Origin of the sequence: Nonlabens agnitus, from assembly GCF_002994045.1 — a bacterium.
Taxonomy (GTDB): domain Bacteria; phylum Bacteroidota; class Bacteroidia; order Flavobacteriales; family Flavobacteriaceae; genus Nonlabens; species Nonlabens agnitus.
Genome location: NZ_MQUC01000003.1, coordinates 1,807,734 through 1,828,498, shown reverse-complemented (window position 1 = coordinate 1,828,498; position 20,765 = coordinate 1,807,734). Strand labels below are relative to the sequence as shown.

Annotated in this window: 22 protein-coding genes; 9 read left to right on the top strand and 13 right to left on the bottom strand. The window is 40.5% G+C overall.

The annotated features are described in order from the left end of the window. The first annotated feature begins 1 nt into the window (after window position 1). Window positions 2-841 (top strand): glycosyl transferase, encoded by an 840-nt coding sequence (locus tag BST86_RS08455; protein ID WP_105982888.1) that lies wholly within the window; start codon window positions 2-4, stop codon window positions 839-841. Here the strand turns inward: BST86_RS08455 and BST86_RS08450 are convergent. Next, a complete protein-coding gene (locus tag BST86_RS08450) occupies window positions 821-1,585 on the bottom strand; it encodes a glycosyltransferase family 2 protein (protein WP_105982887.1) in 765 nt (254 codons plus the stop codon). The two genes, BST86_RS08455 and BST86_RS08450, sit on opposite strands and share 21 nt — an antisense overlap. 87 nt (window positions 1,586-1,672) lie before the next feature. On the opposite strand from BST86_RS08450, the gene BST86_RS08445 reads away from it, so the two are divergent. Continuing rightward, window positions 1,673-2,518: a glycosyltransferase family 2 protein gene (locus tag BST86_RS08445; RefSeq protein WP_105982886.1), complete on the top strand. Its 846-nt coding sequence runs from the start codon at window positions 1,673-1,675 to the stop codon at window positions 2,516-2,518. 51 nt (window positions 2,519-2,569) lie between these two features. Here the strand turns inward: BST86_RS08445 and BST86_RS08440 are convergent, their stop codons facing one another. From BST86_RS08440 to BST86_RS08430, 3 genes are read right to left on the bottom strand one after another with little or no spacing between them, the layout of a single operon-like run. Continuing rightward, window positions 2,570-3,508 (bottom strand): stealth family protein, encoded by a 939-nt coding sequence (locus tag BST86_RS08440; protein ID WP_105982885.1) that lies wholly within the window; start codon window positions 3,506-3,508, stop codon window positions 2,570-2,572. Window positions 3,509-3,553: 45 nt separating this feature from the next. Continuing rightward, entirely contained in the window at window positions 3,554-4,468 is a 915-nt protein-coding gene (locus BST86_RS08435) for an ATP-grasp fold amidoligase family protein (protein WP_242446495.1), read from the bottom strand. A 45-nt stretch (window positions 4,469-4,513) separates the two neighbouring features. Then, window positions 4,514-5,329, bottom strand: coding sequence for a 2,3,4,5-tetrahydropyridine-2,6-dicarboxylate N-succinyltransferase (locus BST86_RS08430; protein WP_055413787.1), 816 nt, complete (start codon window positions 5,327-5,329; stop codon window positions 4,514-4,516). A gap of 93 nt (window positions 5,330-5,422) precedes the next feature. Between BST86_RS08430 and ruvX the strand changes: the two genes are divergently transcribed. The 3 genes from ruvX to BST86_RS08415 are packed head-to-tail and all read left to right on the top strand — an operon-like array spanning window position 5,423 to window position 6,897. Further along, window positions 5,423-5,836 (top strand): Holliday junction resolvase RuvX, encoded by a 414-nt coding sequence (gene ruvX, locus BST86_RS08425; protein ID WP_105982883.1) that lies wholly within the window; start codon window positions 5,423-5,425, stop codon window positions 5,834-5,836. A gap of 19 nt (window positions 5,837-5,855) precedes the next feature. Continuing rightward, window positions 5,856-6,446, top strand: a complete 591-nt coding sequence (gene def / locus BST86_RS08420) for a peptide deformylase (protein ID WP_105982882.1) — start codon at window positions 5,856-5,858, stop codon at window positions 6,444-6,446. Between the two features lie 43 nt (window positions 6,447-6,489). Beyond that, window positions 6,490-6,897 carry a DUF5606 family protein gene (locus tag BST86_RS08415; protein WP_055413421.1) on the top strand — a complete coding sequence of 136 codons (408 nt, stop codon included), beginning with the start codon at window positions 6,490-6,492 and terminating at the stop codon, window positions 6,895-6,897. Window positions 6,898-7,004: 107 nt separating this feature from the next. On the opposite strand, the gene BST86_RS08410 is transcribed toward BST86_RS08415, so the two are convergent. From BST86_RS08410 to rlmD, 4 genes are read right to left on the bottom strand one after another with little or no spacing between them, the layout of a single operon-like run. After that, entirely contained in the window at window positions 7,005-7,706 is a 702-nt protein-coding gene (locus BST86_RS08410) for a DUF6048 family protein (RefSeq protein ID WP_105982881.1), read from the bottom strand. Further along, entirely contained in the window at window positions 7,687-8,199 is a 513-nt protein-coding gene (locus BST86_RS08405; RefSeq protein ID WP_105982880.1) for a DUF6452 family protein, read from the bottom strand. The genes BST86_RS08410 and BST86_RS08405 overlap by 20 nt, the downstream gene beginning before the upstream one ends. Continuing rightward, entirely contained in the window at window positions 8,192-9,655 is a 1,464-nt protein-coding gene (locus BST86_RS08400) for a TlpA family protein disulfide reductase (protein WP_105982879.1), read from the bottom strand. Before BST86_RS08400 ends, BST86_RS08405 begins: the two co-directional genes overlap by 8 nt. Window positions 9,656-9,659: 4 nt before the next feature. Next, the gene (gene rlmD, locus BST86_RS08395) at window positions 9,660-11,081 is read right to left on the bottom strand and encodes a 23S rRNA (uracil(1939)-C(5))-methyltransferase RlmD (protein WP_105982878.1); all 1,422 of its coding nucleotides are present in this window, start codon (window positions 11,079-11,081) and stop codon (window positions 9,660-9,662) included. 145 nt (window positions 11,082-11,226) lie between these two features. Between rlmD and rocD the strand changes: the two genes are divergently transcribed. After that, window positions 11,227-12,498, top strand: coding sequence for an ornithine--oxo-acid transaminase (rocD, locus tag BST86_RS08390; protein WP_105982877.1), 1,272 nt, complete (start codon window positions 11,227-11,229; stop codon window positions 12,496-12,498). A gap of 90 nt (window positions 12,499-12,588) precedes the next feature. On the opposite strand, the gene BST86_RS08385 is transcribed toward rocD, so the two are convergent. From BST86_RS08385 to BST86_RS08375, 3 genes are read right to left on the bottom strand one after another with little or no spacing between them, the layout of a single operon-like run. Beyond that, complete coding sequence (locus BST86_RS08385; RefSeq protein ID WP_105982876.1) at window positions 12,589-12,951, bottom strand: CCC motif membrane protein; 363 nt, start codon at window positions 12,949-12,951, stop codon at window positions 12,589-12,591. A 13-nt stretch (window positions 12,952-12,964) separates the two neighbouring features. After that, entirely contained in the window at window positions 12,965-13,258 is a 294-nt protein-coding gene (locus BST86_RS08380) for a DUF2752 domain-containing protein (protein WP_105982875.1), read from the bottom strand. Between the two features lie 5 nt (window positions 13,259-13,263). Further along, window positions 13,264-15,249 (bottom strand): T9SS type A sorting domain-containing protein, encoded by a 1,986-nt coding sequence (locus tag BST86_RS08375; RefSeq protein ID WP_105982874.1) that lies wholly within the window; start codon window positions 15,247-15,249, stop codon window positions 13,264-13,266. A gap of 111 nt (window positions 15,250-15,360) precedes the next feature. On the opposite strand from BST86_RS08375, the gene BST86_RS08370 reads away from it, so the two are divergent. Then, window positions 15,361-15,552 carry a hypothetical protein gene (locus BST86_RS08370; protein WP_055413411.1) on the top strand — a complete coding sequence of 64 codons (192 nt, stop codon included), beginning with the start codon at window positions 15,361-15,363 and terminating at the stop codon, window positions 15,550-15,552. After that, window positions 15,545-16,081: a Smr/MutS family protein gene (locus BST86_RS08365; protein ID WP_105982873.1), complete on the top strand. Its 537-nt coding sequence runs from the start codon at window positions 15,545-15,547 to the stop codon at window positions 16,079-16,081. The genes BST86_RS08370 and BST86_RS08365 overlap by 8 nt, the downstream gene beginning before the upstream one ends. Window positions 16,082-16,084: 3 nt before the next feature. On the opposite strand, the gene BST86_RS08360 is transcribed toward BST86_RS08365, so the two are convergent. After that, window positions 16,085-17,062 carry a hypothetical protein gene (locus tag BST86_RS08360; protein WP_105982872.1) on the bottom strand — a complete coding sequence of 326 codons (978 nt, stop codon included), beginning with the start codon at window positions 17,060-17,062 and terminating at the stop codon, window positions 16,085-16,087. Window positions 17,063-17,133: 71 nt separating this feature from the next. Between BST86_RS08360 and BST86_RS08355 the strand changes: the two genes are divergently transcribed. Further along, complete coding sequence (locus tag BST86_RS08355) at window positions 17,134-18,291, top strand: cysteine desulfurase family protein (RefSeq protein ID WP_105982871.1); 1,158 nt, start codon at window positions 17,134-17,136, stop codon at window positions 18,289-18,291. Here BST86_RS08355 and BST86_RS08350 read toward each other — a convergent pair. Further along, the gene (locus tag BST86_RS08350; protein WP_317046537.1) at window positions 18,288-20,765 is read right to left on the bottom strand and encodes a TonB-dependent receptor; all 2,478 of its coding nucleotides are present in this window, start codon (window positions 20,763-20,765) and stop codon (window positions 18,288-18,290) included. The genes BST86_RS08355 and BST86_RS08350 overlap by 4 nt on opposite strands.

Here is a 20,765-nt window from a genome sequence, read left to right as displayed (position 1 = left end):
CATGAAACTCAAAGAGTGGCCATCTTCTTTATATCATAGTTACCGTCTAAGTAGGATAAATATTTCTCAACTCATTGACAGAGACGTTCCAGAAATAGATGCGATTGTTTCCCTAACTTCAATACCATCTAGACTAGGTACTATTCACATTACATTGAAGAGTATCATGCTACAAGATTGTAAGCCAAAGAAAATCGTTTTATGGCTTCATAAAGATCTAGAGGGTACGTTACCCACATCACTTACAGATTTGACTCAAGGCTTGTTGGAGATAAGGTACTCAGATTACACTTTTTCACATCGAAAACTCATTCATAGCGTGGTTGAGTTTCCTGATGACATGATCATCACCGTTGACGATGACATTATTTATCATCCATCAACTTTGTCAAGCCTTTATAAAGCAGCCATCAAAAACCCCAAGAAGGTGACTTCTCATAGAGGCCGTAATATTTCGTTTGATGATAAAGGTAGAGTGTTGCCCTATGCTCAATGGAAATATGCAAACAAAGATACGGCAGACAAAAACTGGTTCATGCCTATAGGCGCTTTCACGGTAGCTTATCCTGCAGGTGTTTTAAACGAACAAGTCACTGATGTTGATACTTTTATGAGAATTACTCCCAAAAATGATGATCCATGGTTTAAAGTGATGGCTTTGTTGAATGGGAATAACAGCGTGATTTCTGGATATAATCTTCCAGAACCTATTCCTATTGCAGGAACCCAAAAAATCTCACTTAAGAAAGTCAATGTAGATAAGGATTTTAATAGAGAGCAAATGGAAAATATACTAAATGAATTTCCTGATCTCAGAAAATTAATCAATACCTCTGCGTAGCAGCCATAACTTGACGTAGCGCATAAACACCATGTAACCTCTCAAATAGGCTATGGTCAATCCTACAAAGCCGTCAAGAAATCCGCGTTGTATGAAATAGTGCTTTGTGAACGACCATATAGGTTTGACGATGATATGGAAGAAGGTGATTTTTCCTGTCTTTTGATCATAATCTAAGGCTTGATGAGAGGCATATCGCTGTAGCTTTCTCATGTGCGCATCGATCCCAATATACTTATAATGAGTCAGTTTGTTTTTGAGATATCCTACGCTACCATTGGCAATGATTTCAGAATGGACATGTTTGTCTGCATAGCGACATTTTGACTTTCTAAAAAAGCGTATGACTTTATCATTTTTCCAACCACTGTAACGCACTTGTTTACCCATGAAAAAATTAAGCCTACCTATCCAGTATCCTACATGAGGTTGCTCGTCAATTTTTTCAAATAAGTTTAGGATCTCTTCCTTGAGTGCTGGAGTTACTCGCTCATCCGCATCTACCAACAAAATCCATTCATTCCTTGCTTGTGGAATGGCCCAATTCTTCTGACTTGCACTATGCTCGTATTCCCTAACAAGCAGCTTATCGATGTATGGCTGGGCAAGCGCCACAGTGTTATCTGTGCTGTTACTGTCAACTAGAATCACCTCATCGCAAAATTCAACCGATTTTAAAACCTCTACTATATTATGTGACTCATTATAGCAGGGAACTATAGCCGATATCTTGTACTTCTGCATAAAAGCAATTCTCTTTTTAAACAAAAATAAACTTGTTACCGACTTCTCCTACTTTGTATTACTTATTTTTCCGAAATTTGTTCATCTATGGTCCACGAACCCATCATCTCAGTAATTATAAGTACTTACAACTCGCTAGAGTGGCTTAAAAAAACGCTGTGGAGTTATGAGCAACAAACTTTCAGAGATTTTGAGATCATCATTGCAGATGATGGTTCTGATGAGGAAACAGCCAATTTTATAAAACAATACCAACCAGAATCCAATAGAAAAATAATTCATGTTTGGCATGAGGATAATGGATTTCAAAAAAGTGCCATTCTCAATAAGGCACTTTTAGCTTGTTCTACAGACTATGTTGTGATGAGCGATGGAGACTGTCTCGCCCGAGAGGACTTCCTTCAGGTACATTATGAAAGGCGTAAGGAAGGATATTTTCTTTCTGGTGGTTATTATAAACTACCATTGGATCTTTCCCAAAAAATCACCAAAGACGATATCCTAACCCAAAAATGTTTCAATCTACAGTGGCTTAAGAGAAATGGTTTGCCAGAAAGTTATAAAACCCAGAAGCTCAACTCAGGTTTTGTGCAAGCGAATATCATGGAAAGATTGACACCTACCAATGCTAGCTGGAATGGTCATAATTCTAGCGGGTGGAAAAAGGACCTTTTGGCAGTTAATGGGTTTGACGAACGAATGCAGTATGGAGGACAGGATAGAGAACTGGGTGAGCGTCTTTTTAATTATGGTATCAAGTCTATCCAAATAAGATATAGTGCCATTTGTTTGCATCTGGATCATAGTCGTGGTTATAAAAACCAAGAATCTATTGAGAAGAATAAGGCTATCCGAAAGAATACTAAAACTTCAAAGTCTGCTTTTACAGAATATGGCATTATCAAAAGTTCACCAGTAAAGCACGAGGATTAGGAATATCATTTGAATATTTCAGATCCAACCTTTTAAGTTAAAGCAATTCAATCACGATAAAATTCGGTTTGTCAACCAATCAAAAAAGAAATTAAGAGTTTTTGGTGGACAACGATCCAGACTTTGAAGACCCATAAATAATTTGTCGCTAGATCTGTATTGTAGTTTATACTTGTACCAAAGCAAAGGCTTCTTGTAGGATCTAAAGTAGATGAGTTTTAAGTTATTTTCTAGATAACAAGTTTTATTTTTTATCTCAAGATGGTTGGACAAACCTTGCGGCAAAATCTGAGTTCTATTTCTGAACCTGTGTTGAATGTTGTTTAAAAAAACATCCTGATGTTTAGAGAAATATTCCGCAAGAGTCGATTTCTTCAACGGGTGAGGTGTATGTCTGAAATTATAATATCGTGAATGTCCCGCGAGTTTTGCAGAGGCCTGTTGGGCATATTTATGACCATAACGTTGCTTGCTGAATTTTTTATAAAAAATATTCTCGTCTAGATTCAACCATTTACCTCTCAGAACCGGAAGACCATTTCTAAAGAAATCCTCTGGCACGGTTTTGTTGATGAGGAAAAAGTCATCATTCATATAAATAAAATGCTCAGCGAGGTTGGGTATTCTATGTATACAGCTCTCGATGGACCTGTTGTTAAATGTAGGCAAGTATTCTTCAAATCCGTCAAACACCTCTTTGTGATCCACTATTACAACCTTCTCAAATGAATGGTCAGAGCCTTTTTCTTTAAGAAACCTAGGCGTTTGATTATCTGTGATGATGAAGATATTTCTTATGAACGGAGCGAACTTAAGGATCGAATTTACCGTAAACTCAATTTCATTTACTTGATCAAATCTGGTTCTAAATCCTTCATCATTGATTTTAGAACTTACCTCGAGATAAGGAAGCATTTTTTTGCGGTGTTCCTTATCATTTCCATCAACCCACAAAATGACTGCATCTATCGTAAATTCTGTTTGAGTCATGGATATGGATGAATTAATTTAATATTGAGGTGATATCAAATCTCACTAAGGAAAACTAGTGATGGGCTCTTTTTCTTCATTGAGTTCTGGTAAGACAAAATAATCTCCTATAATCTTATTGTATTCTTCTGGAAGCCATTTAAGCCGAGCATCAGCTGGATAGAGTGTAAGTTCGCCAAAAATTGTTTTACCATCAATAGAATAAAAGTCCACTCTTACAAAAGGTAGGTTTTCAGATAATTTAGTCGCTAGCGTGATCATCTCTTCAAGATTGCTAGGCTTTTCGATCGCCTCAGCTTCACTATCATGAAGTGTTTCATGACCGAATGGTAGCAGATTAAAATCTACATCATAAGTGGTATGGTTATGACCGGTAAATCTATCTAAGTGAGCTGTGAAGAACTTGATTTCTCCATTAAAACAATAAAATTTATAATCGACTAAAAAGGATCTTCCTTCTTCTTCTAGAAATTTTTCTACAACAATTCTGGGTTCAATATCTTTATAGGCCCATTCTTGACCTTTGCGGTAATATTGATTTATGCCTAACCATTTATCGAGTTTCTTTATGGTTTTTTTTCTATCCAGATTTGACTTATCCTTTACAATGATATTGAAACCACTCGCATGAGTGGCTTTAATTACAAATCGATCTGGTAGTTCATCAAAGGGTATTTCCTCACCTTTTTTGTAAACTCCATATAATTCGTTGAGGTATTGTGAGCCTATTTTTCGCTCTACATAGGCTCTAACAGCATATTTATCTGCTAGTTGGTTTAAAATTTTGGGATGATAAAAAACTTTATACCATTCTAATTTTTCGTTGAATTCTAAGGGATTGTCAAGATCCATTTTCTTTCCTGAGAAATATTCATAATGACATTTCACATAAAACTTAGGCGGTAACCAGCGCATTTTTCTCAAAGTGCGCATCGCAAAATGACGTATCGGATTTGACATTATAAATTTAGATCAGTGTACGGTTTGTAATATAGTCTTAAACTGTTACACCGCGACATCATACTCGCGCAAGGCATCGTTGAGCGACGTCTTTTTGTTGGTGCTTTCCTTTCTGGTTCCTATGATTAGGGCGCAAGGCACATTAAAAGTTCCTGCTGGGAATTCTTTAGCATAACTACCAGGGATCACTACAGATCTTGCAGGAACAACGCCTTTCATCTCTTTAGGTTCATCACCAGTCACGTCAATGATTTTTGTACTAGCGGTTAGTACTACATTAGCACCTAATACCGCTTCTTTCTCCACGCGTACACCTTCTACCACGATACATCGCGATCCTATAAAAGCATTATCCTCAATGATCACTGGAGCGGCTTGTAGTGGCTCAAGGACACCGCCTATACCAACGCCACCACTCAAATGCACATTGGCACCTATCTGGGCGCAGCTACCTACGGTCGCCCAGGTGTCCACCATGGTTCCTTCCTCAATGTGCGCACCTATGTTTACATAACTGGGCATCAAGATCACACCTTTAGAAATGTAGGCTCCATGACGTGCCACTGCATGAGGTACTACTCTTATGCCTTTATCTTTATAACCCGTTTTAAGCGGAATTTTATCGTGAAATTCAAGAGGACCACATTCTATGGTTTCCATTTTCTGGATTGGGAAATAAAGCACGACCGCTTTCTTTACCCATTCATTTACCTGCCAGCCATTGTCTGTAGGTTGTGCGACGCGCAGTTCACCACTATCTAGTAGATCTACCACGTTGCGTATCGCATCTTGTGTTACTTTATTTTCTAATAGGCTGCGGTCTTCCCACGCGTTCTCGATGATGTTCTTTATCTGTTCCAAAAAATTATGCTTTAAAAATTCAAAGATAAACGCAAAAGTTGAATATGGTATCTTCATTTACGAACTGGGCTATTATGCCTATTTTTGCAAATTATGGGACGCATATTGGCGATAGATTATGGGAAAAAACGCACCGGCATTGCCGTGACAGACCCCATGAAGATCATCGCGTCGGGTTTGTGTACCGTAGCGACCTATGATCTTAATAAGTGGTTGGAAGAGTATATCGTGAGTGAAGATGTGGAGACGATCGTCATAGGTGAGCCCAAGCAAATGGATTATACCGATAGTGAGTTGGGTGGCGTGATTAACGCTTTCGCGAAAGCGTTACAAGTCAAATACCCTAACATCAAGATAGAACGCATGGATGAACGTTTTACCTCAAAGATGGCTTTCCAGACCATGATCGATAGTGGTTTGAATAAAAAACAACGTCGCAACAAAGCTCTTGTAGACGAGATTGCTGCGACCATCATCCTTCAATCCTATATGGATAGAATAAGATAAGAACTGAAACAGTACAAAAATGATTTTACCAATAGTTGCTTACGGTGATCCAGTGTTGCGCAAGGAAGCGCAAGAAATAACGCCAGATTACCCTAAGCTGGAAGAAGTAATCGAGAATATGTGGGAAACCATGTATAACGCTGCTGGTGTAGGCCTTGCCGCGCCACAGGTAGGATTGCCCATACGCATGTTCATGATCGATACAGAGCCATTTAGCGATGATCCAGATTTGAGCGAGCAGGAGCAAAAAGAGCTTGCGGGCTTTAAAAAGGCATTTATCAATGCTCAAATCATAGAAGAAACCGGTGATGAATGGTCTTTTAATGAAGGTTGTCTAAGCATACCTAACGTGCGCGAGGATGTTTTTAGACCTGAAAAGGTTACCATTCAATACCAGGACGAAAACTTCAAAACTCATACAGAGACATACGATGGTTTGATCGCCAGAGTCATACAGCATGAGTACGACCACATTGAAGGGATTTTATTTACCGATAAAATTTCAAGCCTCAAAAAGCGTTTGATCAAGAATAAATTAAATAACATATCTAAAGGGAAGACAAGTGTAGATTACCGAATGCGTTTTCCTGATGCAAAAGGCCGCAGATAATTACGGTTTTATATATTTGCGACCGCTTTAAAAGAAAAATAACATGAGTCTAGACAGCATTTTGTCCATTACAGGGAAACCAGGATTATACAAATTGAAGACTAAAGCCCGCAGTGGCTTTGTCGTGGAATCTCTTATGGACAACAAAACATCCATTGTAGGGATGAGTCACAACGTGAGTGTTTTAAAAGATATCTCCATTTATACCTATGAGGCAGAGGTTCCTTTGAAAGAAGTCTTTAACAAGATCGCCAAAAAAGAAGACAAAGGAGCCGCCATTAGCCACAAAGCCTCGAAAGATGAGTTGAGCAACTATTTTAATGAAGTACTACCAGAATACGATGAAGATCGTGTTTATGCCAGCGACATCAAAAAAGTAGTGCAGTGGTATAACATTCTACAGCAAAATGATTTGTTGGACAGCTTGTCAAACTCTGAGGAAGAAGAATAGAGTACCAATACATACAAAGAAAAAGCCTTTTCAATGTTGAAAAGGCTTTTTCTTTGCTGTCCAGTTAGGATTAATTACTTAAGGGAACTACGTTTCAAAAAGCAGAATTACTTTTTGTAAATAGGAATACGGTAGGAAATGCCATAAGAATAACCAACGCCTATTTCGCCTGTATCATAGGTACGTCCAAAACCAGGTATATAAAGATTGTCAAAATTATCAGGTTGATCTTCCGCAACAAGTCTTTTTAGCTGAACATTTAAGGACAGATAGACGTTGTTCAATACTTGAACTTTTACTCCAGCTTGAATCTCTGCCCAGAAAGCCGTTAGTCCATCAAACTCCTCATTAGGGAATCTACTAGGCGCTGGAAAAGAGCCTGCCTCTTCATAAAAGTCAAACCTATTCAGGGTTTGTGAAAAGCTTGAGGCACCTGCTCTAAACCCTACATAAATCATATTGTCTAGATCGAGCCAGTTGCCATAGAAATTATAATCTGCGCCAGCTTTGATATAGGAACCGCTGGTTTCAAAATCAATTTGATTGGTTTCTCGATCAAGAGTTTCGGTTCCCAGTTCGCCGGCGACATACCAGTCCTTGGTAAGTCTATAATCTGCCATGACTTGAAAGCCTGTGTATTCATCGTCAATAGCTGTGCGTACGAGACTGGCTAGATCTATTCCTGCTCGCAGTCCATAAGTCGTAGGATATATGATGGTATCATTTGCCACAGGTTCCTGTGTGGTTTGCTGTGCACTTGCAAGGCAAGCCACCATTACGAACAATAGGCTAGTGGCGTATCTCAACATGAATGTCATTTTTTGAGATGACGTCAGCATTTCTTATGATGACGTTGCTTATCCATGGATTTACGGGATCTTCATCAGGTCTTTCCAAACTAAGATCCAGAAAAGATGAGGTAAAGCCGCAGGCACGGTTGAGGTATACTTCTTCTTCGGTATAACTAAAGTTGATAGGGTCTGCATTGACAGCGCCGTTGGACGTACGAGTGAATGCAAAATTGGTCACGTTTTGATCATTTCGTAAGGGTATAGAAATCGAGTCTACTTGTGTGAGACTAGTTGCGCCCGTATCATTTAGACTGACTGCAAAATTCTCTTCGGTTTCAAAAACTTGGAGCCTTTCCACTGGTTTGCGCAACAATGGGTTTCTAGCATCTAGAAAAACGATCACCAGTCGTGGCACATCCAACTCTTCTGGAATGCACAAGTCATCCTTCTCACAAGATGAGAAGCAACAGGCAACAAGCAGTAAAATCGCTATGATTTGATTTCTATTCATTAATGAGTTTTGTCAGCAACTCTGTTGTAGCAGGATAGCTGGGTCTGTGAATATAATCAGATAGAACGATCTCTCCAGATTTATCAATAACGGTATAGGTAGGATAGCCTTCTAATTCTATCATTTGTCTCACAACCTTTGACTGATCCTCATCAAGGAAATAGTGTTTTCCTTTGATCTGAAACTCCGCAATGGATGGTATATATGCACGTTGTTCACTACTGTGACAGAAATATACAAACTCAACATCATCATTGAATTTTTCGTGCAGTTTAGGTGATGCCTCTTTAAATTCGGCTTTACAGGGACCACACCAGGTTGCCCAGTTGTCAATGTAGACAACTTTACCATTGGCATTCTCAATAATCTCTGCTAAGTAATCCTTTGGATCTTCACTTTTAAATTCCAGAAGTTGAGCTTCCTCAGGAAGTTCTGGGCTTTCCAATAGCTTTTTTTCACTTTCATACCTGGAAGTGATGCTGTTTCTGATTTCATCATCGGCAACCTTAGATAAGTACTGGTCGCTAGTAGATTCATAAATGTCAATATTATGATCCTGCAGCTGGTTGAGATAAAACTCATGAATGACCAGGTCATGTAGCAATGACCCGTCTGATGAGTTCGCTGCTAATTCAATGGCTTTGGAATCTACGCTTGCGCCTTCTTCCACGAGCAATCTGGCTCTGCTTTGATAGTGGTATTTTAGGGTGTACACCAATCTTTGTATGATAGAAGTATTGATCAAATCTTCTTTTTCAAGCTTAGGAAGGCTGTTCAGGAAATTGAAGTATTCGCTGTCTGCCGCAGGAGCTTCCAGTCCATAATAATCTCTGTACATCGCATAATCAATCTTCGAATTGGGAAAGAAAAACTTCTCACGCGAGGTGATGTAATCCTGCAATAATGCATCATCTATAGATGACATGAATTTCTTGTTGTAATCTACGATGGTGGTTTGTTCCGCTTTCGCGAAAGCGATAAAATCATCTGTCGCCTGTGCTTCTTCATTGTTGTAATACGATTGCACGTCAACTGGAAAATCCTTCAAATAGCGTTGCAGATTGTTATTAGTATCTGCATGATCTCCCGAAAATTTAGGTGCGATCACCTGTGTAGTATCCACAGCCTTTGCAATAGTCACATTGATGGAATCGCCGGGAACGGCAATCAAGCTAAAAGGTCTAGAAGCAAAAACGGTGACTTCTCTAGGATCTGTCAGTTCCATCTCCAATTGGAAGCTGCCATCCTCGTTAAGGTCTGCCGTGTACTCGTCGTAATCGCTCTTCAAATAATCATAGGCATAAACCTGCACCTGAGAAACATCCAGCGAGTCTGCTGGGTTTACCATACCGGCAATGGTAACCGTATTGCTTGCGATAACGGCCTCTTCAATCACTTCATCTTTACAGGCAAAGAGTAGGATTGTCGTTAACAACAGTAAAATAACTTTTTTCATGGTGTTATTTTAATTCAAGTAAAACTACATTTTCCACATGATGGGTTTGCGGGAACATGTCCACGGGACGCACACGCACCACTTTATATGCATCATCCAGTAACGCTAGATCACGTGCTTGTGTTGCGCTATTACAACTAACATAGACAATTCTAGGTGCCGCAAGTTTCAAAAGTTGTGCAACTACATCTTTGTGCATACCATCTCGCGGCGGATCTGTAATGACGACATCTGGCGTGCCGTGCTCATTGATAAAGTCTGTGGTGAACACATCCTTCATATCGCCCACATAAAATTCTGCATTTGCTACATTATTAAGTCGCGCGTTTGCTTGCGCATCCTCGATAGCTTGAGGTACGGACTCAATCCCCACGACTTTGGCGGCTTTACCAGCAACGAATTGGGCAATGGTACCAGTACCGGTGTATAGGTCATAAACGATCTGAGAACCGTCCAGTCCAGCAAAATCCCGAGTAACCTTATACAGTTCATAGGCCTGTGCAGAGTTGGTCTGATAGAACGATTTTGCACTAATTTTAAACTGCAGGCCCTCCATTTTTTCCATGATAAAATCGTCACCGTTGTACAGCACCACATCTTGATCATAGATCGTGTCGTTTGCCTTCTCGTTAATGATGTATTGCAGGGACTTGATTTCTGGAAACGATTCTTTCAAATGCTCCAACAAAGCGATGCGCTGTTGCTCATGATCCTGATAAAACTGAATCACTACCATCACGTCGCCAGTGCTGGACATGCGCAACATGAGTGTGCGTAAAGTGCCAGACTTTTCTCGTGGTGAGTAGTAAGAGATGTTTTCCGCTTTCGCGAAAGCGTGGACACTCAAACGTATCTGCTCACCAATGGCTGGGTGCAAGTGACATTCATCCAGGTGTAGGATCTTGTCCCACATTCCAGGAATGTGGAAGCCTAGAGCCTTTTTATCGTCATCGTCTAACTGCACGTCAGACTGAATCTCTTCTAGCGTCAACCACCGATTTGCAGAAAAGCTGAATTCCATCTTATTGCGATAGTAGTATTGCTGCTCGCTGCCTAGGATAGGTTCAACCTCTGGCAAGGTAAGGTGACCTATGCGTGTTAGGTTCTCAACAACTTCCTTTTGTTTGAAAAAGAGCTGGCTATCGTAGGCCATTTCCTGCCACTTGCAACCGCCACAGGTGTCGTAATGTTTGCAAACAGGTTGTGTGCGTCGTGTGGATCGCTCGTGAAACTGAGTCACCTTTCCTTCATAAAAGGACTTGCGCTTTTTATAGGTCGTGATATCAACGACATCGCCTGGTACTGCATCAGTAAGGAATATGACTTCACCGTCGGCAGTTTTTGCGACACTTTTACCTCTAGCTCCTGCATCAACAACAGGTACTTTTTCAAAAGTTTTTTGGGCTCTTTTTCTTCTTTTGGACATGGACCAAAATTAAGCCAATTGCCACGACTAGAAATGGGTTGGCGCCATATTTTGAACCACTCTAATCAATAATGAATTAACGCGCCCTAAACGGATTGCGCCAAGGCTTTTTTGTAATTTGCAACAAAGAAATTAAAATACACAAATGAATATTACAGCATCCAGATCAAAAGAACTTATAGAAATAGAAGAAAAGCACGGTGCCCACAACTACCATCCATTACCAGTGGTGTTAGAGCGTGGCGATGGTGTCTATGTCTGGGATGTAGAAGGAAAGCGTTATTATGATTTCCTGAGTGCCTATAGCGCCGTTAATCAAGGTCACTGTCATCCTGCAATTATTGATGCAATGACAGAGCAGGCACGTACATTGACACTTACCTCAAGAGCTTTTCACAATGATAAGTTGGGTAAGTTCAATAGTTACATGACCAGCTATTTTGACTTTGACAAAGTACTGCCCATGAATACCGGTGCAGAGGCTGTGGAAACCGCCATCAAAATTGCTCGTAAATGGGCCTATGAAAAAAAGGGCGTTGCTGAAACCGATGCTCAAATTATTGTTTGTGACAACAACTTCCATGGTCGTACCACCACTATAATCTCGTTCTCGAATGATGAGAACGCCCGTAAAAACTTTGGACCCTATACACCTGGTTTTATCAAGATACCCTATGATGATACTGAGGCTCTGGAAAAAGCCTTACAACAAGATAATGTCGCTGGATTTTTAGTTGAGCCTATTCAAGGTGAAGCTGGAGTTTATACACCAGCAGATGATTTTATGCGTCGCAGTAAGGAATTGTGTGAAAAATATAATGCGCTCTTTATCGCAGATGAAATCCAAACTGGTATCGCAAGAACAGGCGCATTGCTTGCTGTTTGTGGAAAATGTACTTGTGAAGGATCGTGTGAACGACAAGAAACCTATGCTAGACCGGATATCTTGATTTTAGGAAAAGCATTATCTGGTGGAGCGTTTCCCGTAAGTGCCGTTCTTGCCGATGATGATATCATGAACGTGATCCATCCAGGACAGCATGGAAGTACTTTTGGAGGTAATCCAGTAGCAGCTGTAGTAGCCATTGCTGCTCTTGATGTAGTCAAGGAAGAATCGCTCGCTCAAAATGCCCGCGAGTTAGGAAATTACTTCCGTAAAAAAATCAATGAGTACATTGAGACCACAGATACTGTCACTTTAGTAAGAGGTCGTGGTCTATTAAATGCGATCGTGATCAATGATTCTGAAGACAGTGATACAGCATGGAATATTTGTTTGAAATTGCGAGACAATGGTTTACTCGCTAAACCTACTCATGGGAATATCATACGATTTGCGCCACCATTGGTCATGACTAAAGAGCAACTGGATGAGTGTATAGATATCATTATCAAAACGCTAAAGGATTTTGAATAGTTCTAAAGCCTAAATGGAGTAGAGATCTAAAAAAATAAAAAAGGGGAAAACGTTAGTTTTCCCCTTTTTTGATTATAGTGCGGTTCTCAATTACATACAGCCTGCTTCTTCCATGGCTTGGTAAAGAGGTGCCAACTGCTCTTCCGTTACATTAGGATTGTCAGCAAACGCATCAATATACCATTGGTAGAATGCACATTGGTTAAAGTAGAAGGCTACTATAAGTGCTAACCCTATTAAGGATATGATAAGCGAAATGATCGCTACCGTTTTAGCCGTTTTCATTGCTTTTCCATTGGAATACAAATCTGGATTTTCGTTGTATTTCTTCAACTCCTTAGAGGCTATCACTAATGCTATAATAGCGGCTACGGTTCCAATCCCGTATATACAGCAGCATAGAAACCCTACAATGGAAAGAATGTAAACTACAGTGGTATTTAATTTTTGCATAATAGTTGGTTGTTTAGATGAATGATAATTTAATGATGTAACTGGTCAATATGGTTCCTGTGACGATTATGGTTCCCCATAATTTGATTTTCTCTCCATACTTTATATTGACAAACATATCAAAAATTAAGAAACCTAATAGAAATATTGCAGGCAATAATGCGGGATACATAAAAAAGGAATCGATCACCTTTCCCTGTAATAACAGAGAAATGGACCGCTGGATACCACATCCAGGACAGTCCATTCCTATCATTTGCTTAGTGAAACAAGGCAGCATCCAGCTGTCGTCCACAACTATACTCATAATTTCTAATTAGAAATAATCACTTTTTTGGCTAACTCTTCATCATCAGGCGTAGAGACCTTGACAATGTAAATCCCAGCGGAATACGATGACGTATTAAAGGTGAATTCTTGATTTGCTTCTTTTGGATTTTGGCTTGCCACTAATCTACCAGCTAAATCAAACACACTGATGTCAGAAACATTTTTGCCAGCTGGGTTTTGAATGGTCAACAAACTAAGCTCATTGTTTTGAAAGATGTTGAACGCATCTACAGCAAGTAATTCATCACCATTACTCAATGTTGATTTTTCTTCAAAAACGATTTCGTAGCGGTCTGCTACAGTTCCTTTACCAGTTGTAATGATATAAGAATCATTCAAAATATCATGATAGGTGTCGGTTTGTTTGTCGAGTAGTAAAATTTTCTCTGGAGAGAAGTTCTCACTACCATTAACTTTAATTTTAAAAGTGGAATTTTCAACAACAGATTTGAAACTAATTGGTATGCTCGCTGAACCACCCTCAAATGGAAGAACTTGGATAATGGCTTGACTGTTACCAATGGGCATATAAGCATCGTTAGCTACCCGATTAGCAATGTTACTAGCTTCCATACCCCAATCCCAGTTTTTTGTTGCTATATCCATAAAACCCACGATCATATTTCTACTGTATTGTTCATTAATTAATACTTCAAAACTAAATGCGGGTTTGATGTTAGCTGCATTTGCATCTCGACGTTGATCATTTCCAGCACTGGGTGCGGCTTTGAAAAAACTATCTGAACCATCTTCTTTCTCAAATACTCGCTGACTGTTTCTAAATTCCACAACACCAGTAGTTCCTGCGGCAAATGATTCAATCTCACTAGTGTCTGGATTATCCAAAGGACTTCTCTGGATAACAAAGCCTTGGCCTATTGCAGCATAACGTCGTGATGTTGTCGATGGGTCACCTACTGGTCCTGCTAGACCGCCACCAGTAGGTGCATTAGCATTAGGAATACCATTACTGTCATATTTAAGAAAGACAGCAGGAGTATAATAGCCATCGCTGCTATCCATTATTTGTGGCGAATAGGTGCCATAACCACCCTCATATTCTATTAAAAGGTGTGACGTAGCTCTAGAATCCCAAAAGTATAGTTGACCGTCAATGATACCTTGATTATCAATCATAAATTGTTTTAAATCAAGAGCTGAAGGGTACGGGTTTCCCACTAATGAAAAATCACCCGTTGCAACTCCAACACTTATGGTACCATTATTAGGAATACCTCTAAAATCATAACGTTGTCCAGGTTGCACACCACTGGTTACAATATTAGGGCCGTTACCAGAGATACCTTTCATAGTAAATCCATATCCAGGTCTTACGGTATCGTCATCTTGATGCATGTCAGTCCACCCTTCGTAACCGCCACCACCTTCATTTAGAAAAAAACTATTATAGCTATATAACCATCTTGAGGCTATTCTCAAAGGCTGAATGACTGTAGACGTTGATGAATCTTGATCATCGGTAGCACCGTCCCTTTGTCCTACTGCAAGAAATCTAGCTTTTTGAGCATCAATAACTAAATCTGTGTCAGTATCACTAATGGTGGCATATCCTGAAGTTAACCGCGGGAAATAAATTTGCGTTCTTCTAAATCCCTTTATAGGTAATAATTCGGTTGATGGATCGTAAACAGGAGACGACCAGTAATTGTAGGTAAAATTTCCTGCCGCTCCTTCTTGAAATACAGATATAAAACCGTCTCCAGAATTCGCAACATCATCATCTTGAATGAGCTGCGCCTCATCTCTCAAATAGATGGCAGAACCGCCTACAGACTCATCCGTAGTGCTAGTAGTATTTAAAGATGCCGGTGTAACCAGATTGATTTCTTGCTTAACATAAATATTGGTACCCTTTGAATAAATAAAGGCATCATTAACAACATTGACTTGAGCCATAGAAGCACTCACAACAAAAAGAATTGCGATAAGGAATGTAAAGTTTTTCATAGAGGTAACTTTTACTAAGACAAAAATATACTCTTTAAAAGAGTAATATTGTTAATTTCAAATCTAATTAATCTTGTCCTAGATTCTGTCGGCAAAATACATAATTATTCGATGAACGATAACAAAAAACAGCTTTTTAACGGTATTTTAGTCGTGGTAGGTGCGGCGTTACTGGCTTATTCCCTTACAGTTACGGGCGTGAGCGTGTATGTGCAGATCGTCGGATTATTCATTCTGATGATAGGAGCGTACCGTGCGAGCAAGCATTGGGCAAAACATAAAAACGACCATTTAGATGAGTAGTAAGTTTTCTAAAGGAGATAAAGTGCTGGTACTGGACGACGATATGAGTGGAGTAGTCGCTTTCGCGAAAGCGAAACAAATCACCATCACTACTGCAGATGGTATTGATCTCACCTTTCATGAAGATGAGTTGATTCTTGATAGGCGGTTACAGGTAAAACACGTTGAAGTGAAAAAGGAACCAGCTCCCAAAAAACCCAAAAGACGCATACAGTCCCGTAAAAAAGCAGCATTTATCCCAGCGGTAGAAGTGGATTTACATATCCACCAGTTGACCGATAATGAGCGGTATATGGATAATTATGACATGCTCAACCTGCAAATTGATACTGCCAGAGACAAGATAGAATGGGCGCACCGCAACAACATTCCAAAGCTGGTTTTTATCCATGGCGTAGGCGCTGGAGTACTCAAGCAAGAATTGGACTTTTTGTTTGAACGTTACGATTACCTAAAACATTATGATGCCGATTTCCAGAAATATGGAAAAGGTGCCACTGAGGTGTATTTGTTTCAAAACCCTAAATAAGATTTACTGTTCTACAAAGGCTGGAGTGACGGTAACCTGTCTCTGTGGTCTAATGTATGTTCCAAAGTTTCTGATTTGATCAAAGTTGTCAAAAACAATGGTTTCTTCTCCTCTTACTAAAGTTAGGTTAGGTATTTCAATCTCAACCACAGAAATTCTTTGATAGCTGTGCGGTATAAAAATATCTATGGCGGGTGAGACGGCAGTGGCAACCTCAGGATTTAGATAATCTGGCCTGCCGTTAGTGATGTCATTAATAGGATCAAGATCACGATTAGCATCTTCTTGAATGGTTAAAACACCATCGTTATCATCATCATTGTCTAGATAATCGGGAATACCATCGCCGTCTGTATCACGACTCTGGGTTAAAGAGATGGTACCATCATTTTCAAGTACCACGCCTTCATCGATAGTTGGAATATTATCACCATCATCGTCTGCATCAATTTTATCCGGCAACCCATCGCCGTCAGTGTCTTGACCGGATGGTTCTAGATAATTAGGGATGCCATCCAGATCGCTATCAAGACCTTCTTCCTCGTCGTTATTAAGGGCCGCTGTGGATGTTAGGTTTTGGTTAGAGGCAATCAAATTCACCTCTCCAGATCTTGAAATAAGAGCATCAATAACAGTAGGTGTTGCTGGCGGCAGCAGGCTACAAAAATAATCATCGCCAGGTGCTGCGTTGTATTTTCTATATTCTACACGGTTCATATTACCTATTCCAAAACCAGTGTAGGAGCCATCTATATCCAGTAAGTTTATATCAGTAGTAAGCTCCACGCTCAAACTTTCAAAACTATTGTTATCTACTTTGTAAAAAAGATAGGTTCTAGAGTCTGTATCTGTACCTGTATCTGTTTCTGGTAGGCAAGCCTCAACGTCAATGCCTTGAAAAGAAAGATCTTCAACAATAATTTCACCATCATCGCAGGACACCAGCGCTAGCAGCAGTAAAAAACAGTATATATTCTTCATATTCCAAAGGTAGTATATCAATATAATATGATCATGTGCTTTATTGTTTCCTAAAATTTTATTTTTGCCGTATGAAGCAAGTATATCTAGATAATGCAGCGACCACGCAATTGCGACCAGAAGTGGTGTCTCGCATGACCGAGGTTTTGTCAAACGTGCCTGGCAATCCCAGTTCAACACATAGCTATGGACGCAGCGCTAAATCTTTGATAGAGACCGCTCGCAAGAATATTGCAAAGCAATTAAACGTCACTGCTGCCGAAATTATTTTCACCTCTGGTGGTACAGAGGCTGATAATCTCGCCATACACAGCTGCGTTAGAGATCTAGATGTCAAACGCATTATTACTACAGGCATCGAGCACCACGCAGTAGTATATATTGTGGATTACTGTCGGGATAAATACGGGATCGAGGTAAAGTACGTAAAATTGAAAGAATGCGGCACACCAGATTATTACCATCTAGAGCAACTGCTTCAAGAGTCTGATAAGAAAACCTTGGTTTCCTTAATGCACATCAATAATGAGATAGGCAATAGGCTCGACATAGAACGTGTGGGTGGCCTGTGTCGTAAATACAAGGCCCTATTTCACAGCGATTGCGTTCAATCCATAGGTCACTACGAGATGGATCTTGCGGAACTTCCCGTGGATTTTACCGCGGTAAGCGCCCATAAATTTCATGGCCCTAAGGGCGTTGGGTTTGCCTTCATAAGAAAGGGAACTGGCTTGAAGCCCTTAATCCTAGGTGGTTCACAAGAACGTGGCATCAGGGCAGGAACTGAAAGTGTTCACAATATTGTAGGCATGGATTTAGCCATGCAATTGGCATACGAAAACCTTGAAAAGGATCGAGCCTACATCAAGGACTTAAAAGATTATTTTAAAAATTCGCTCGAGGCGAAAATTGATGGCGTCAAATTCAACGGTAAATGTGCCGATGGTGATAACTCCACCTACACGCTATTGAACGTTTGCCTGCCATGTCCAGTCGAAAAAGCTGCAATGCTGTTGTTCACTCTGGATCTTAAAGGAATTGCATGTTCTAAAGGTAGCGCTTGTCAAAGCGGTAGTCAAAAAGGCTCTCACGTCCTGTCTCAAATTTTGAATGAGGAAGATCTGGACAAACCTAGTTTAAGATTTAGCTTCTCTATCTATAATACCAAAGAAGAATTGGATTATGTGGTAGATGTTTTGAAGGAGTATCTGGACACTGCCAATAATTAAAACCTAGCCACCACTCTAAAGTTAAGCACTCGTGGCGTCAAGAAGTTTGGGATCGCGATCTGCCTGCTAGTGGCAATGTCTCTGACCCAGATATTTGTGATGCTGTTCTGGTTATCAAAGATGTTGTAGATCTCGGCACCTATGTAGAACTCATCAAAATTGGCAAAAGTCTTGCTGTTATTATTGTCATCCTTGAATACATAATTGATACCCAAGTCTGCTCGACGATAATCCCGCAATCTAAACTGAAAATCATAGGGATCTGCATAATTAGGTGAGCCGCCAGGAAGACCTGTATTGTAAACCAAGTTCAAATACATGCGTAGTTGTGGTAAATTAGGTACATAATCCTGAAATAGCATGGCAAATTTGAGACGTTGGTCTGTTGGTCTGGAAATGAATCCGCGGTTGTTGAGGTTCTCTTCTGTTTTAAGATAGCCAGCACTAATCCAGCTTTCGGTTCCTTTGATGAATTCACCGTTAAGTCTCAAGTCCAGACCGTATGCATAGGCTTTGGCATTATTGTTTGCTCGATAACGTATTCTCACATTTTCCAGCGTGTAAGTGTTGACGTCGCTTAGATTTTTATAATATGCTTCACTAGTCAGCTTGAAAGGCCTGTCATTCCACTGGAAACTCCAGTCGTTCCCAACCACAAAATGTATGGATTGCTGGGCTTTTACATCTGGGTTGACGCTTCCATCCTCATCACGTAATTCTCGGTAAAAAGGTGGCTGGTGATAGACTCCAGTAGAGATTCTAAAAAGCATGTCCGTTTCTTCCCAGTAGGGTTTGATGGCAAACTGTCCACGAGGTGAAAAAACGGTTTGATTGGAGTCTTCAAAGGTATCACCATTAACTGTCCAATTGTGAAAGCGTGCGCCTAGGTTCCAGAAGATTTCACTATTTCCCCAGTAACCGCGGCTGCTATATTGAGCAAAACCCTGGATACGAGAAACCTTCACTTCATTATCTGCATTGATAGAGGTGAACGGTACTAGAGGCGCGGTAAAAGGCGTGTATGGCTCATCATTTCTCAGGTTACCTTCAGGTGGACGCACATTAAACCCAGCACTATCAACAACCGTATATTCTCGCACGCGATCCCTAATGTCTTCCACATTGGCTTTAATGCCCCAATCCAGCTGGTCGTTAGAGTTGCCTTCTTTTTTAAAAACGAATGTTCCACGATGTTCAAGGGTAGCGATCAAAGCGTCCAGATCATTACGGCCATGTTCCAGTTCTGACCCTATACCGGTGACAAAATCCACCTGTCCAAAATCACGACTGCCTATATCTGTATTGGGACTACCTAAACCATACTGGGCGAGAATGTCATAATGCTCTTGTTCCTGCGTATGATAGACGCTTGAAATGAGTCTTAAATTAAGCTGGTCATTCACATCATAACTTGCTTTTAAAGCGCCAAAATACGTCTCGTATTGATCTTCTTCCTGGCCTTGATAATCAATCACCACCGCAACAGGTTCTTGGATAGTTCCAAAATTTGTCTGTCGGTCACGTGGCTCAAAATCATAACTGTTGATTGCGATGTTTCCTAAAAAGCCCAGTTCAAATTTGGGATTGACTCGATAGGTGATGTAGGTCTGCGCATCGAAAAATCTAGGAACTGCATTGGCTACGGTTTCCCTAGAGTTGATGAAAAGACTGTTGTCTCTATATCGCAATCCAGCTGTTGCGGTCATCGCTTTCGCGAAAGCGGTTCCCTCAACAAACGCATTTGCTCCCAACAAACTGGCGTCTATGCCAGCGGCAAAATCTGTAGGCCTGCGGTATTCCAGATCCAAAACCGAACTGAGCTTGTCACCATATTTTGCCTGAAAACCACCAGCTGAAAAATCAACACTGCGCACCAGATCTGTATTGACAACGCTCAGGCCTTCCTGCTGGCCGCTACGTATCAAAAACGGACGATACACTTCGATTTCATTGATGTAGATGAGGTTCTCATCATAATTTCCACCTCGCACGGCGTATTGAGTGCTTAGCTCATTGTTGTTATTCACACCTGGTAGCGATAGCAAGATGTTTTCCACACCAGGTTGGGCGCCTGGGATTCTTCTGATCATTTGTGGATCCATTGTGGTCACACCGCTAAACTGGCGGTCTGTGGTCGCACTAACGACAACCGTTCCTATTTGTTCTACCGCAACTTTCATGACAGGGTTGATCTCCAGAATCTCACCACTTTTCAGCAGGAGTTGTTGGATCGTCAAAGAGCTGTAGGAGACGCTTGAGAACCTCAGGTTTATAGAGGTATTGGCTTCAACCTTGATCTCATAATAACCGTTGATGTTGCTTACGGTACCTATCGTGGTGCCTTGAACATTTACATTGACATTTGCTATGGGTTGCTGTTGCTCGTTAAGTATGATACCTTGAATGGTCGCTTGTTGGGCGTGAGCAGCCATGGAAGCGGTCATCATAAAAAGTAGAAGGATGAAGTATTTCAA

Bases quoted from the DNA above. Each gene is read 5' to 3' on its own strand.
- ruvX (WP_105982883.1), top strand. From the start codon at position 5,423: ATGGGACGCATATTGGCGATAGATTATGGGAAAAAACGCACCGGCATT.
- BST86_RS08375 (WP_105982874.1), bottom strand. From the start codon at position 15,249: ATGAAAAACTTTACATTCCTTATCGCAATTCTTTTTGTTGTGAGTGCT.
- BST86_RS08440 (WP_105982885.1), bottom strand. From the start codon at position 3,508: ATGACTCAAACAGAATTTACGATAGATGCAGTCATTTTGTGGGTTGAT.
- rocD (WP_105982877.1), top strand. From the start codon at position 11,227: ATGAATATTACAGCATCCAGATCAAAAGAACTTATAGAAATAGAAGAA.
- BST86_RS08455 (WP_105982888.1), top strand. From the start codon at position 2: ATGAAACTCAAAGAGTGGCCATCTTCTTTATATCATAGTTACCGTCTA.
- BST86_RS08405 (WP_105982880.1), bottom strand. From the start codon at position 8,199: ATGAATAGAAATCAAATCATAGCGATTTTACTGCTTGTTGCCTGTTGC.
- def (WP_105982882.1), top strand. From the start codon at position 5,856: ATGATTTTACCAATAGTTGCTTACGGTGATCCAGTGTTGCGCAAGGAA.
- BST86_RS08385 (WP_105982876.1), bottom strand. From the start codon at position 12,951: ATGCAAAAATTAAATACCACTGTAGTTTACATTCTTTCCATTGTAGGG.
- rlmD (WP_105982878.1), bottom strand. From the start codon at position 11,081: ATGTCCAAAAGAAGAAAAAGAGCCCAAAAAACTTTTGAAAAAGTACCT.
- BST86_RS08435 (WP_242446495.1), bottom strand. From the start codon at position 4,468: ATGTCAAATCCGATACGTCATTTTGCGATGCGCACTTTGAGAAAAATG.
- BST86_RS08370 (WP_055413411.1), top strand. From the start codon at position 15,361: ATGAACGATAACAAAAAACAGCTTTTTAACGGTATTTTAGTCGTGGTA.
- BST86_RS08400 (WP_105982879.1), bottom strand. From the start codon at position 9,655: ATGAAAAAAGTTATTTTACTGTTGTTAACGACAATCCTACTCTTTGCC.
- BST86_RS08410 (WP_105982881.1), bottom strand. From the start codon at position 7,706: ATGTTGAGATACGCCACTAGCCTATTGTTCGTAATGGTGGCTTGCCTT.
- BST86_RS08450 (WP_105982887.1), bottom strand. From the start codon at position 1,585: ATGCAGAAGTACAAGATATCGGCTATAGTTCCCTGCTATAATGAGTCA.
- BST86_RS08380 (WP_105982875.1), bottom strand. From the start codon at position 13,258: ATGAGTATAGTTGTGGACGACAGCTGGATGCTGCCTTGTTTCACTAAG.
- BST86_RS08445 (WP_105982886.1), top strand. From the start codon at position 1,673: ATGGTCCACGAACCCATCATCTCAGTAATTATAAGTACTTACAACTCG.
- BST86_RS08355 (WP_105982871.1), top strand. From the start codon at position 17,134: ATGAAGCAAGTATATCTAGATAATGCAGCGACCACGCAATTGCGACCA.
- BST86_RS08415 (WP_055413421.1), top strand. From the start codon at position 6,490: ATGAGTCTAGACAGCATTTTGTCCATTACAGGGAAACCAGGATTATAC.
- BST86_RS08365 (WP_105982873.1), top strand. From the start codon at position 15,545: ATGAGTAGTAAGTTTTCTAAAGGAGATAAAGTGCTGGTACTGGACGAC.
- BST86_RS08360 (WP_105982872.1), bottom strand. From the start codon at position 17,062: ATGAAGAATATATACTGTTTTTTACTGCTGCTAGCGCTGGTGTCCTGC.